General features: G+C 66.4%; 11 protein-coding genes and 2 pseudogenes. 10 read left to right on the top strand and 3 right to left on the bottom strand.

Features of this window, described 5'->3' with window-relative positions:
• The 10 genes and pseudogenes from A5764_RS25320 to A5764_RS25280 all read left to right on the top strand — a co-directional run.
• Positions 1–129: pseudogene (locus tag A5764_RS25320) on the top strand (type VII secretion protein EsxI); the annotation flags it as partial.
• A 261-nt stretch (positions 130–390) separates the two neighbouring features.
• The gene (locus A5764_RS25315; RefSeq protein ID WP_067119035.1) at positions 391–1,164 is read left to right on the top strand and encodes a response regulator transcription factor; all 774 of its coding nucleotides are present in this window, start codon (positions 391–393) and stop codon (positions 1,162–1,164) included.
• A complete protein-coding gene (locus tag A5764_RS25310) occupies positions 1,161–2,681 on the top strand; it encodes a HAMP domain-containing sensor histidine kinase (RefSeq protein WP_067119033.1) in 1,521 nt (506 codons plus the stop codon). The genes A5764_RS25315 and A5764_RS25310 overlap by 4 nt, the downstream gene beginning before the upstream one ends.
• Positions 2,682–2,962: 281 nt before the next feature.
• Positions 2,963–3,046 (top strand): potassium ABC transporter ATPase, encoded by an 84-nt coding sequence (locus tag A5764_RS30185; RefSeq protein ID WP_156664878.1) that lies wholly within the window; start codon positions 2,963–2,965, stop codon positions 3,044–3,046.
• Positions 3,043–3,132, top strand: coding sequence for a potassium-transporting ATPase subunit F (locus A5764_RS28605; RefSeq protein WP_156664877.1), 90 nt, complete (start codon positions 3,043–3,045; stop codon positions 3,130–3,132). Before A5764_RS30185 ends, A5764_RS28605 begins: the two co-directional genes overlap by 4 nt.
• A complete protein-coding gene (gene kdpA / locus A5764_RS25300) occupies positions 3,132–4,802 on the top strand; it encodes a potassium-transporting ATPase subunit KdpA (protein ID WP_067119027.1) in 1,671 nt (556 codons plus the stop codon). Before A5764_RS28605 ends, kdpA begins: the two co-directional genes overlap by 1 nt.
• On the top strand, positions 4,802–6,970 hold the full coding sequence (gene kdpB / locus A5764_RS25295; protein ID WP_067119024.1) for a potassium-transporting ATPase subunit KdpB: 2,169 nt from the start codon (positions 4,802–4,804) through the stop codon (positions 6,968–6,970). The genes kdpA and kdpB overlap by 1 nt, the downstream gene beginning before the upstream one ends.
• 1 nt (position 6,971) lies before the next feature.
• The gene (locus tag A5764_RS25290) at positions 6,972–7,907 is read left to right on the top strand and encodes a potassium-transporting ATPase subunit C (RefSeq protein ID WP_067119021.1); all 936 of its coding nucleotides are present in this window, start codon (positions 6,972–6,974) and stop codon (positions 7,905–7,907) included.
• A gap of 11 nt (positions 7,908–7,918) precedes the next feature.
• Positions 7,919–10,486, top strand: coding sequence for a sensor histidine kinase KdpD (locus A5764_RS25285; RefSeq protein ID WP_067119018.1), 2,568 nt, complete (start codon positions 7,919–7,921; stop codon positions 10,484–10,486).
• Positions 10,483–11,163, top strand: a complete 681-nt coding sequence (locus A5764_RS25280) for a response regulator (RefSeq protein WP_067119015.1) — start codon at positions 10,483–10,485, stop codon at positions 11,161–11,163. The genes A5764_RS25285 and A5764_RS25280 overlap by 4 nt, the downstream gene beginning before the upstream one ends.
• Before the next feature lie 118 nt (positions 11,164–11,281).
• Here the strand turns inward: A5764_RS25280 and A5764_RS29600 are convergent.
• The 3 genes and pseudogenes from A5764_RS29600 to A5764_RS25270 form a co-directional block, all read right to left on the bottom strand.
• Positions 11,282–11,560: pseudogene (locus A5764_RS29600) on the bottom strand (hypothetical protein); the annotation flags it as partial.
• A 99-nt stretch (positions 11,561–11,659) separates the two neighbouring features.
• Positions 11,660–12,604: a Ppx/GppA phosphatase family protein gene (locus A5764_RS25275; RefSeq protein WP_067119012.1), complete on the bottom strand. Its 945-nt coding sequence runs from the start codon at positions 12,602–12,604 to the stop codon at positions 11,660–11,662.
• On the bottom strand, positions 12,595–12,780 hold a 186-nt coding region (locus A5764_RS25270), incomplete at its 5' end, for a DUF501 domain-containing protein (RefSeq protein WP_156664876.1). The genes A5764_RS25275 and A5764_RS25270, both read right to left, overlap by 10 nt.

Raw genomic sequence — 12,780 nt, 5'->3', positions numbered from 1 at the left:
TTCATCACCCAGTTGGGTCGTAACTTCCAGGTGATCTACGAGCAGGCCAACTCCCACGGCCAGAAGGTGCAAAGCGCCGGCAGCAACATGGCCAGCACCGACAGCGCCGTCGGCTCCAGCTGGGCCTGACACGCAGTTTCCAGACCGGGGCCGCACACCGATCGGTGTGCGGCCCCGTCGTTTGTCCAGCCGCACAATGCTTTCGGGCCCGCCGCCACGAACGGCTATGCACCCCAATCCAATTGGAAACATCTCCTCTCCCGCTCAGGGATTCGGCACCTAGACACGCGGCTTACCCCCACTCCCGGCGTGTGCGATGGGAGGGAGTTTTATTTGAGAACTCTATGAAGTCCGTGACATTGACATGTGAGGTTGCGAGAATTCAAGAACATGACCGCAACGTCGGGATACACGGGCAGCCAGCGGCCTCGCCAGGCCATTCTTGGACAGTTGCCCAGGATCTACCGCCCGGATGGCTCACCGATCCGGGTTTTACTGGTGGACGATGAGCCGGCTCTGACCAACCTGGTGAAGATGGCCCTGCACTACGAAGGATGGGTCGTCGACATCGCCCACAACGGGCGCGAGGCCATGGCCAAGTTCGACAAGGTGAACCCCGACGTGCTGGTCCTCGACATCATGCTGCCCGACGTGGACGGGCTCAGAATCCTGCAGCGGATCCGCGAATCCGACGCGTACACCCCGACGCTGTTTCTGACGGCACGCGATTCCGTCATGGACCGGGTCACCGGTCTCACCGCCGGCGCCGACGACTACATGACCAAGCCGTTCAGCCTCGAGGAGCTCGTCGCCCGGCTGCGCGGGCTGTTGCGCCGCTCGACGCAGCAGACGCCGCCCGCCGCCGAAGCCCTCAGAGTCGGTGACCTGCACGTCGACACGGCCAGCCGCGAGGTCACCCGCGGCGGCACGCCGATCTCGCTTTCGTCGACCGAGTTCGAATTGCTTCGCTTCCTGATGCGCAATCCACGTCGCGCGCTTAGCCGCACAGAGATCCTCGACCGGGTCTGGAACTACGACTTCGCGGGGCGCACCAGCATCGTCGACCTGTACATCTCGTATCTGAGGAAGAAGATCGACTCCGGCCGGGACCCGATGATCCACACCGTTCGCGGTGTCGGATACATGCTGCGGTCGCCGGAATGACGCGCGAGCTGGCATCCAGGGATCTTCCTCGGTGGTTACCCAGTTCGTTGCGCCGCCAGTTGCTCTTGGGGGTATTGGCAGTCGTCAGCGTGGTGCTGGTGACGGTCGGAATCGTCTCCGTGCTGAGCCTGCGCGGCTATGTCACCGCGATGAGCGACGCCGACGTCGCGCAATCCCTTGACGCCCTGAGCAATTCGTACATCAGATATAGCAATCGCGAACTTTCTTCGGCGCAACGAGGCGAGCCGATCGCACAAGCGATGCTGGAGTTCACCGATCAAACACCGGGAAACCTGATCGCGGTGCTGCACGACGGCGTGGTGGTCGGCTCGGCGGTCTTTTCGGAAGCCGAAGCGCGACCGGCGCCGCCCGACGTGGTCCGTGCGCTCGAGACGGAGCCGTGGCCCGATGTCCCACCGCGCACCGCGAAGCTGGGCAGCCTCGGCTCCTATCGGGTCGACAGCCGCGTCGAGGGCGCCGACCTGCTGGTCGTCGGTGTGTCGCTGGCCCGCGCCGACCAGATCATCGTTCGCAAACAGCTCACCACGTCAGCGCTGATCGCGGCGGCACTGGCGATTACCGCGGGGCTCACCATTTGGGTGGTCGGCGTCACCCTGCGCCCGCTGCGCCGGCTCGTTGCGACCGCCGCCGAAGTCGCCGCGATGCCGCTCACCGATGGCGATCACCGGATCAGCGTCAGGTTGCGACCGGAGGATGCCGACCCCCACAACGAGGTCGGAATCGTCGGGCACACGCTGAATCGCTTGCTGGACAACGTCGATAGCGCGCTGGCGCATCGCGCCGAATCCGACTTGCGGATGCGGCAATTCCTCACCGATGCCAGCCACGAGCTGCGGACTCCGCTGGCGGCCATCCAGGGATACGCCGAACTGACCCGCCAGGACAGCGAGGCCCTACCGCCGACCACCGAATACGCGCTGGCCCGCATCGAATCCGAGGCGCGGCGCATGGCGCTGCTCGTCGACGAGCTACTGCTGCTCTCCCGCCTGGGCGAGGGCGAGGATCTGCAGACCCAAGACGTCGACCTGGCGGACCTCGCCGTCAACGCCGTCAACGACGCCGCGGTCGCGGCGCCGACGCACCATTGGGTCAAGGATCTGCCCGACGAACCGGTGTGGGTCCGCGGCGATCACGCCCGGCTACACCAGCTGGTGAGCAATCTGCTCAGCAACGCTCGGCTGCACACGCCGCCGGGCGTCACCGTGACGACCGGAATCACCTGCCACCGCAAGGGCACCGAGCCGCCCTATGCCGAACTGACCGTGGCCGACGACGGCCCCGGCATCGACGATGCTCTGCTGCCCCGCTTGTTCGAGCGCTTCGTCCGCGCGGACAGCTCGAGGTCCGACGGGTCGGGCATCGGGCTGGGCCTGGCCATCGTGAGTTCGATCGTCAAGGCCCATGGCGGCTCGGTGACCGCCGAATCGACCGAAGGGCGAACGGTGTTCCGCGTGCGGCTTCCGATGCTCGGCGATCCGGTCACCGATAGCGCCTGACCCGCGTTAGCCCACCCTGCGCCGAGCCTGTAATCCTGCAGGCCCTTACTCGCACTTTGTCTGCCAGATTTACCGGATCGGCGACGACTGTCGGCGGGGAGATTCGGGCGTAAGGAAAACGTAAAGAGGCACCGCGGCGTTGTTAGGAAAGTGTCAACCAAAGCCCGTGTCCAACGTGCCCCCACTAACTTCAAGCTGACCTGCCTTTCCGAGGACTGCGCTGCCGCTGACTCGATGAGGTCATCAAGTGTGTGCATTGACTGGCGCAGAACGGAGACAAGATGGGCGTGTTGGTCTACGTCTTGCTGACGGTTGCGGTGTTCGCCGTCCTCGGCCTGGCGCAGAAGTTGGTCGAGCGACTATGAGCTACGAAAACGTCGTCGGCTTGGTGCTTTCCATCGTCCTTGCGCTGTTCTTGGGCTGCGCCCTGTTGTTTCCGGAGAGGTTCTAGTGAGCACCACAGCAGCAGGGGTGGTCTTCCTCCTCGTTCTCGTCGTGGCACTGGTCGTGGTGCATGTGCCGTTCGGCGATTACATGTACCGGGTGTACACGTCGGAGAAGGACCTGTACGTCGAGCGGGTGATCTATCGACTGATCGGTGTCGACTCGCGTTCCGAGCAGACGTGGGGTGCTTACGCGCGCAGCGTCTTGGCGTTCTCCTCGATCAGCATCCTGTTCCTGTTCGCGTTCCAGCTGGTGCAGGACGTGTTGCCGCTGCATCTGCACGATCCGGCCACGAAGATGACGCCCGCGCTGGCGTGGAACACCGCGGTCAGCTTCGTCACCAACACCAACTGGCAGGCCTATTCCGGTGAGTCGACGCAGGGCCATCTGGTGCAGATGGCCGGGCTGGCGGTGCAGAACTTCGTCTCGGCCGCCGTCGGCATGGCGGTGGCGATCGCGCTGGTGCGCGGGTTTGCCCGCAAGCGCACCGGCGACCTCGGAAACTTCTGGGTCGACCTGGTGCGCACGGTGCTCCGCATCCTGCTGCCCATTTCGATCGTCGGCGCCATCCTGCTGATCGCGGGCGGTGCGATCCAGAACTTCCACCCGCATGACCAGGTGGCGAGCACCCTCGGCGGCACCCAGCAGACGATCACCGGCGGACCGGTGGCCAGCCAGGAGGCGATCAAGGAGCTCGGCACCAACGGCGGCGGGTTCTACAACGCGAACTCCGCGCACCCGTTTGAGAACCCGACGCCGTGGACCAACTGGCTGGAGATTTTCCTGCTGCTGGTGATCAGCTTCTCGTTGCCGCGCACGTTCGGGCGCATGGTGGGCAGCACCAAGCAGGGTTACGCGATCGCATCGGTGATGGCGTCGCTGTACGCGTTGAGCATGTCGCTCATGCTGTGGTTCCAGTTGCAGCACCACGGCACCGTGCCGACGTCGGTCGGCGCGGCGATGGAGGGTGTCGAGCAGCGGTTCGGCGTCGCCAACTCCGCGGTGTTCGCCGACTCGACGACGCTCACCTCCACCGGTGCGGTCGATTCGTTCCACGACTCCTACACCAGCCTCGGCGGCATGATGGCGATGTTCAACATGCAACTAGGCGAGGTGGCGCCCGGCGGCACCGGCTCTGGCCTCTACGGCATGTTGATCTTGGCGGTGATCACCGTCTTCGTCGCCGGGCTGATGGTCGGCCGCACACCGGAATACCTCGGCAAGAAGATCAATCCCCGCGAAATCAAGCTGGCAGCAAGCTATTTCCTGGTGACGCCGCTGATCGTGCTGACCGGCACCGCCGTCGCGATGGCGCTGCCGGGCGAGCGCGCCGGGATGCTCAACGGCGGCCCGCACGGGCTGTCGGAGGTCTTGTACGCGTTCACTTCCGCGGGCAACAACAACGGGTCGGCGTTCGCCGGAATCAGTGTGAACACCGATTGGTACAACACCGCCCTGGGGCTGGCCATGGTCTTCGGCAGGTTTTTGCCCATGGTGCTCGTGCTGGCCCTGGCCGGCTCGCTCGCCAAGCAGGGCATGACACCGGTATCGGTGGGCACGCTGCCCACTCACCGGCCGCAGTTCGTCGGAATGGTCGCCGGCGTCACGGTGATCCTCGTCGCCCTCACGTTCCTGCCCATGCTGGCGCTCGGGCCCCTAGCGGAAGGAATCCACTGATGACCGCGACCGCGATCGATCCGGCCGAGCAGACGCGGCGCACTAGTTCGGGCACCCCCGCCAGCACGAAACGGGTGCAGGGCGGCCTGCTCGACCCGAAGATGCTGTGGCGCTCGACGCCCGATGCGCTGCGCAAACTCGACCCACGGACCCTATGGCGCAACCCGGTGATGTTCATCGTCGAAATCGGCGCCGCCTGGAGCACCGTCTTGGCGATCACCAACGAAACCTGGTTCGCGTGGCTGATCGTCGTCTGGCTATGGCTGACAGTGCTTTTCGCGAACCTCGCGGAGGCGGTGGCCGAGGGGCGGGGCAAGGCCCAGGCGGAAACGCTGCGGCGCGCCAAGACCCAGACCCCGGCGCGGCGACTCAAAGACTGGGCGCCCGGCGCCCCCGCCGTCGAGGAGGAGGTCGCCGCGCCGCTGCTGCAACGGGGTGACATCGTGGTGGTCGAAGCCGGCCAGGTGATACCGGGTGACGGCGACGTGGTGGAAGGCATTGCCTCCGTTGACGAATCGGCGATCACCGGCGAGTCGGCGCCGGTGATCCGGGAGTCCGGCGGCGACCGTTCGGCCGTCACGGGCGGCACCACCGTGCTGAGCGACCGCATCTTTGTCAAGGTCACCCAAAAGCCCGGCGAGAGTTTCATTGACCGGATGATCGCCCTCGTGGAGGGCGCCAACCGGCAAAAGACGCCCAACGAGGTCGCGCTGAACATCCTGCTGGCCGCGTTGACGGTCATCTTCGTGTTCGCCGTCGCGACGCTGCAGCCCCTGGCGATCTACTCGAAGGCAAACAACCCCGGTGTCCCAGATAGTCAGGCGCTCAACGCAAGTGGGGTCACCGGGATCGTCATGGTGTCACTGCTGGTGTGCCTGATCCCCACCACGATCGGCGCGCTGCTGTCCGCCATCGGCATCGCCGGCATGGACCGGCTGGTGCAGCGCAACGTGCTCGCGATGTCCGGGCGCGCGGTGGAAGCCGCCGGCGACGTCAACACGCTGCTGCTCGACAAGACGGGCACCATCACGCTGGGCAATCGGCAGGCGGCCGCCTTCATCCCCGTCGACGGGGTCTCGCCGGAGCAGCTGGCCGATGCCGCGCAGCTGTCCAGCCTCGCCGACGAAACACCGGAGGGGCGCTCGGTCGTGGTGTTCGCCAAGCAGCATTTCGGCCTGCGCGCGCGCACCCCGGGCGAACTGGCCCGTGCCCACTGGGTGGAGTTTTCCGCCGCGACGCGGATGTCGGGCGTCGATCTCGATGGGGTCGACGGAACCATGCTGCGCAAGGGCGCGGCCAACTCGGTCGCGGAATGGGTACGTGCGCAAGGGGGTAACGTACCGCCCGAGCTCGGCGTGATCGTCGACGGTATCTCCGCCGGCGGCGGCACCCCGCTGGTCGTCGGGGAATGTGCCAATGGCGAGGCGCGGGTGCTCGGCGTCATCCACCTCAAGGACGTCGTCAAGCAAGGCATGCGGGATCGGTTCGACGAGATGCGGCGGATGGGCATCCGGACGGTGATGATCACCGGCGATAACCCGTTGACCGCCAAGGCGATTGCCGAGGAGGCCGGTGTGGACGACTTCCTCGCCGAGGCCACGCCCGAGGACAAGCTCGCGCTGATCAAGCGGGAGCAGGAGGGCGGCAAGCTGGTCGCGATGACCGGCGACGGCACCAACGACGCTCCGGCGCTGGCCCAGGCCGACGTCGGCGTGGCGATGAACACCGGCACCTCGGCCGCCAAAGAGGCCGGCAACATGGTCGATCTCGACTCCGACCCGACCAAGCTGATCGAGATCGTCGAGATCGGCAAGCAGCTGCTGATCACCCGGGGCGCTTTGACGACGTTCTCGATCGCCAACGACATCGCGAAGTACTTCGCGATCATCCCGGCGATGTTCGTGGCGCTGTTCCCCGGCCTGGATCTGCTCAACATCATGCGGCTGCGCAGTCCGGAGTCCGCGATCCTGTCCGCGGTGATCTTCAACGCGATCATCATCGTGCTGTTGATCCCGTTGTCGCTGCGCGGCGTGCGCTACACACCGAGCAGCGCGTCAAAGTTGTTGAGCCGCAACCTCTATGTCTACGGCCTCGGCGGCATCATCGCCCCGTTCATCGGGATCAAGCTCATCGACCTGATCGTCCAATTCGTCCCAGGGATGTCCTGACATGAAGTTTTCCAATTTCGCTCGCATGCATTGGGCGGCCTTCCGCGCGCTGCTGGTGATGACCGTGATCGCGGGCCTCGCCTACCCGGCGTTCGTCTGGCTGGTGGGGCAGATTCCCGGATTGCACGACAAGGCCGAAGGGTCGATCCTGACCGCCCACGGCAAGCCGGTGGGCAGCCGGCTGATCGGTCAGTTGTTCACCGACAAGGACGGCAATCCGCTGCCGCAGTACTTCCAGAGCCGACCCTCGGCGGCGGGCACCGGCTATGACCCGCTGTCGACGAGCGCGAGCAACCTCGGGCCGGAAAACATCGTCGACACTGCCGCCGACCCGTCGCTGCTGGCGGCCGGCAAGTCCGCGTCGGATGCCGGGTTCAAGCCCAGCCTGCTGACGCAGGTATGCGCGCGCAGCGCGGCGGTGGGCAAGCTCGAGCATGTCGACGGGTCGCGCCCGTTCTGCACCGGCGGCGGCGTCGGCGCGGTGCTCTCGGTGATGGGCCCGCGTGACGCCCGCGGCAACGTCATCCACCCCACCCGGGTGGTCAGCGTCAACGAGCCGTGCCAGACGACGCCGGCGCCGTTTCTGAACCTCTACGAAGGCGTGCGGGTCGACTGCGCGAAGTACGGCCCCACATCTGGAGAGGATTATTCGATCGGCCAGATCGTCCCCGTCCGCGGCTCCGCGCCCGCCACCCCGGCCGTGCCCGCCGACGCCGTCACCACCAGCGGCAGCGGCCTGGACCCCGACATCTCGCCGGCCTATGCCGAAATCCAGATCGCCCGTGTGGCCACGGCCCGGCATGTCGGTCCGGACCAGATACGCGCGGTCGTCGCGCAGTACCGGAACGGTCGCGCCCTCGGGTTTCTCGGCGAGCCAACGGTCAACGTCTTGCAGCTCAACCTGCAACTCGACCGCCAGTATCCAGTCCCGAGCTAGCCCCAAGGGGGATGATGGTTGACGTGGGCACGACCGACCACCATCCCAAGCGCGGCGAGCTACGCATCTACCTCGGTGCGGCACCGGGCGTAGGTAAGACGTACGCGATGCTCGGGGAAGCGCACCGGCGCCTGGAGCGCGGCACCGACGTGGTGGCGGCCGTGGTCGAAACCCACGGCCGCGCCAAAACGGCCGAACTGCTTCAAGGTATCGAGCTCATTGGGCCCCACTACGTCGAATATCGCGGCGGCAGCTTTCCCGAGCTCGACGTGCCGGCGGTGCTGGCGCGCCATCCGCAGGTGGTGCTGGTCGACGAACTCGCGCACACCAACACACCGGGCAGCAAGAACCAAAAACGTTGGCAGGACGTGGAAGAGCTGCTCGATGCGGGGATCACGGTGATCTCCACCGTCAACATCCAGCACCTGGCGAGCCTCAACGACGTCGTCGCGCAGATCACCGGCATCGAGCAGCAGGAGACGATACCGGACTCGATCGTGCGCCAGGCATCGCAGGTCGAGCTCATCGACATCACCCCGGAGGCCTTGCGCCGCAGACTTTCCCACGGCAACGTCTATGCCCCGGAACGGGTCGACGCGGCGCTGTCGAACTACTTCCGCCGCGGGAACCTCACCGCGCTAAGGGAGTTGGCTCTGCTGTGGCTGGCCGATCAGGTGGACACCGCGCTGGCCAAGTACCGGGCGGAAAACAAGATCACCGACGTGTGGGAGGCGCGCGAGCGAGTCGTGGTGGCGGTCACCGGCGGTCCCGAATCGGAGACGTTGGTACGCCGGGCATCCCGGATCGCGTCGAAGTCGAGCGCCGAGCTGATGGTGGTACACGTCATCCGCGGTGACGGGCTGGCCGGGCTGTCGGAGCGCCGGATGAGCAAGATCCGGGAGCTGGCGAACAGCCTCGACGCGTCGATGCATACCGTGGTCGGTGACGACGTACCCACGGCCCTGTTGGATTTCGCGCGCGAGATGAACGCCACCCAGCTGGTGATCGGCACGTCTCGGCGGTCGCGGTGGGCTCGCATCTTCGAGGAGGGCATCGGCCCGACGGTGGTCGAGCATTCGGGCAAGATTGACGTGCACCTCGTCACCCATGAGGAATCCAAGCGCGGCTTCCGGACGGCGACGTTGTCGGCGCGCGAGCGGCGCGCGGCGTCGTGGCTCGCCGCCGTCATCGTGCCCTCGGCAATCTGCGCCGTCGTGGTGACGCTGCTGGACCGGTACCTGGACAACGGCGGCGAGAGCGCACTGTTCTTCGTGGGGGTGCTGCTGGTCGGGCTGCTGGGAGGCGTTGCGCCGGCGGTGCTTTCGGCGGTGCTTTCCGGGCTGCTGCTGAACTACTTCTTGATAGCCCCGCGGCACAGCTTCACCATCGCCGAACCCAATAGCGCCATAACCGAATTGGTGCTGCTGCTGATCGCGGTCGCCGTCGCGGTACTGGTCGACGGCGCCACCAAGCGCACCCGCGAAGCGCGGCAGGCATCCCAGGAAGCCGAACTGCTGACGCTTTTCGCCGGGTCGGTGCTGCGCGGCGCCGATCTCGAGACGCTGCTGGAACGCGTGCGCGAGACATACTCCCAGCGTGCGGTCAGCATGCTGCGGGAGCCGAGCGGGGAGGAACGCGCCCACGGGAAAAAGAGCGACATCGTGGCGTGTGCGGGAAACGATCCTTGCGTGAGTGTGGATTCCGCCGATACCGCGATCGAGGTCGGCGACGACGAATTCTGGATGCTGATGGCCGGCCGGAAGCTGTCCGCGCGCGACCGCCGGGTGCTCGGTGCGGTCGCCAGGCAGGCCGCGGGTCTGATCAGGCAGCGCGAGCTGGCCGAGGAAGCCGGCCGCAGTCAGGCGATCGTGCAGGCCGACGAGCTGCGGCGGTCGCTGCTCTCGGCGGTCAGCCATGACCTGCGCACGCCGCTCGCGGCGGCCAAGGTCGCCGCCTCCAGCCTGCGCGCCGAAGACGTCGCCTTTTCTCCCTCTGACACCGCGGAATTGCTGGCCACCATCGAGGAGTCGATCGACCAGCTCACCGCGCTGGTCGGCAACCTGCTCGATTCCTCGCGCCTGGCCGCCGGCGTGGTGCGTCCGGACCTGCGCCGGGTGTATTTGGAGGAGGCGGTGCAGCGCGCCCTGGTCAGCATCGGCAAGGGCGCCACCGGGTTCTATCGATCGGCCATCGACCGCGTCAAGGTCGACGTCGGTGACGCGGTGGTGCTGGCCGACGCCGGCCTGTTGGAACGGGTGCTTGCCAACCTGATCGACAACGCGCTGCGGTACGCGCCCAACTGTGTGGTTCGGGTGAACGCGGGACGGGTGGGCGATCGGGTCCTGATCAATGTCATCGACGAAGGTCCCGGAATCCCGAAAGGTACCGAGGATCAGATCTTCGAAGCGTTTCAGCGGCTGGGCGATCACGACAACACGACCGGCGTGGGCCTGGGCATGTCGGTGGCGCGCGGCTTCGTCGAGGCGATGGGCGGCACTATCGCGGCCGGCGACACACCGGGTGGCGGGCTGACCGTCGTGGTGGAGCTGGCCGCACCCGCCGAGATCGGCGCCACATGACCCGGGTATTGGTGATCGACGACGAGCCGCACATCCTGCGGGCGCTGCGAATCAACCTGTCGGTGCGCGGATACGAGGTCGTCACCGCGGCGACCGGTGCCGGGGCGCTGCGGGCGGCGGCCGAGCACAAACCCGACGTGGTGATCCTCGATCTCGGGCTGCCGGACATATCGGGCATCGAGGTGCTGGCCGGCCTGCGTGGCTGGCTGTCGGCGCCGGTGATCGTGTTGTCGGCGCGCACCGATTCATCGGACAAGGTGGGGGCGCTGGACGCCGGCGCCGACGACTACGTCACGAAACCCTTTGGGATGGACGAGTTCTTGGCCCGGCTGCGCGCCGCGGTCCGCCGCAACGCGGCTGCGTCGGAACTGGATCAGCCCGTGATCGAGACCGAGGCGTTCACCGTCGATCTGGGCGCCAAGAAGGTGACGAAGGACGGTCTTGAGGTGCATCTCACCCCGACCGAATGGGGCATGCTCGAGGTGCTGGTTCGCAATCGGGGCAAGCTGGTCGGCCGCGAGGAATTGCTGAAGGAGGTGTGGGGACCGGCGTATGCCACCGAAACCCATTACCTGCGAGTGTATCTGGCGCAGCTGCGGCGCAAGCTCGAAGACGACCCGTCGCATCCCAAGCATTTGTTGACCGAGTCGGGGATGGGTTACCGGTTCGAGGCGTGAAATCACCAGTGCACGTTGGAAGCCCTCAGTTCACACTCATTGGGTCACTCCGTCCACATCTGTCACTTCCGTCCCCGGCCGGGGGATGATGCACTATTTGTCCACCTAATAGCGACAACTTGGCGGCTTCCCGCAAAGCCCGCACCCGGTGGATGATCCGGTATTCGGTTGCGTGTGGGATGTACGCCGGTCCATATAGGCCGCGGCGCAACCGCCGCACTCGGCGCCGTTCTATCTCCCAACGCAGGGCATCCGAGATCGCTTTCGACGGCCTGCCTCGGACGCAAAAACCATGCCAGTCAAGCGCATCGATCATCTCGGTGACGGTCGCCGGCCCATGCTGCCACAAATGGAGGGTCAGCACGTACCGAAGCTCAATTCCATGAAGTTGGTTCATGAGCGAACCGTGGCATACGGGTACGACAAAGGAGTTGTCGCTGCGAGGTGGACAAATAGTGCATTCCCTCCAGCCAGCGACTGAAGTGACGGATGTGACTCAGCCGGTGATCGACAGCACGATGCCGTCCAGGATGTCGTGCTCGCTGACGATCAGCTCGTCAATGCCGGCGCGGGCGCGCAGCGAGCGCGCCAACTCCTCCACCACGATTGCGCCGCCGCCGATCACGTCGGCACGGCCCTCGTGCATCGGCGGCAGCGCGGCGCGCTGGGATCGCGTCATGCCGATCAATCGCTCGCACACCGCCAGCAGGTCAGCCCCCGACACGCGCGAAAGATGAATGGCCGCAGAATCATACGTCGTCATGTTGTGCGCCAGCGCGGACAGCGTGGTCATCGTTCCGGCCAGCCCCACCCAGGTCCGGGCCTCTTCGACGGGCACCACGCCGAGCGCGACGTCCAGCCGCTCGCGCACCACCCGACGGGCCGCCTCCACCTCGTCCAGCGTGGGTGGATCCGAATGCAAGCACCGTTCGGTCAGCCGCACACAGCCGATGTCCGCCGAGTAGCTCGCCACGACGGAGTCACCGCCCAGCACGATCTCGGTGGAGCCGCCGCCCAGGTCTACCACCACGAAAGGTGCTGCCCCACCATCTAATTCGCCAACCGCTCCGCGGAAGGACAGCTCGGCCTCCTCCGCCCCGGTGATCACCTCCGCCACCGCGCCGGGCACTACGGCGCCCAGCACGTCGGCCGTCATCGCAAAGAACACTTCACGATTGGCGACATCCCGCGCGGCCGAGGTGGCCACCATCCGCACCCGCTCGACGCCGTGCGTCTGCAGCAGCGAGGCGTAGTCGGCCAACGCGGCCTGGGTTCGGGCGATCGCCTCCGGCGCGAATTCGCCCGTCGCGTCGACGCCCTGCCCCAGCCGCACGATGCGCGTCTCGCGATGCACATCGCGCAGCCGCCCGTCGCACGCATCGGCGATCAACAGCCGGATCGAATTGGTACCGCAGTCAATTGCGGCCGCCCTCACCGCCACTGCTCCCCCACCAACACCGCGTCCATCCCCGGCTCGCGGGCCAGAATCGCCAATGCCTCGTCGCCGAACGGATTCACCCCGGGCCCCTTGGCCAGCGAATGCGCGATCAGCACGTGCAGGCACTTGACCCGGTCCGGCATGCCCCCCGCCGAGAACGTGGTTCCCAGCGGCTCGAG

Source organism: Mycobacterium sp. 852002-51057_SCH5723018 (genome assembly GCF_001667035.1).
Lineage (GTDB): Bacteria > Actinomycetota > Actinomycetes > Mycobacteriales > Mycobacteriaceae > Mycobacterium.
The sequence above is the reverse complement of the archived record's forward strand: the minus strand, read 5'-3'. Positions and strand labels throughout refer to the sequence as shown.

What these genes read in the sequence shown, in the direction of transcription:
- A5764_RS25315 (WP_067119035.1), top strand. Translation starts at nt 391, where the DNA reads ATGACCGCAACGTCGGGATACACGGGCAGCCAGCGGCCTCGCCAGGCC.
- A5764_RS25310 (WP_067119033.1), top strand. Translation starts at nt 1,161, where the DNA reads ATGACGCGCGAGCTGGCATCCAGGGATCTTCCTCGGTGGTTACCCAGT.
- A5764_RS30185 (WP_156664878.1), top strand. Translation starts at nt 2,963, where the DNA reads ATGGGCGTGTTGGTCTACGTCTTGCTGACGGTTGCGGTGTTCGCCGTC.
- A5764_RS28605 (WP_156664877.1), top strand. Translation starts at nt 3,043, where the DNA reads ATGAGCTACGAAAACGTCGTCGGCTTGGTGCTTTCCATCGTCCTTGCG.
- kdpB (WP_067119024.1), top strand. Translation starts at nt 4,802, where the DNA reads ATGACCGCGACCGCGATCGATCCGGCCGAGCAGACGCGGCGCACTAGT.
- A5764_RS25290 (WP_067119021.1), top strand. Translation starts at nt 6,972, where the DNA reads ATGAAGTTTTCCAATTTCGCTCGCATGCATTGGGCGGCCTTCCGCGCG.
- A5764_RS25285 (WP_067119018.1), top strand. Translation starts at nt 7,919, where the DNA reads ATGATGGTTGACGTGGGCACGACCGACCACCATCCCAAGCGCGGCGAG.
- A5764_RS25280 (WP_067119015.1), top strand. Translation starts at nt 10,483, where the DNA reads ATGACCCGGGTATTGGTGATCGACGACGAGCCGCACATCCTGCGGGCG.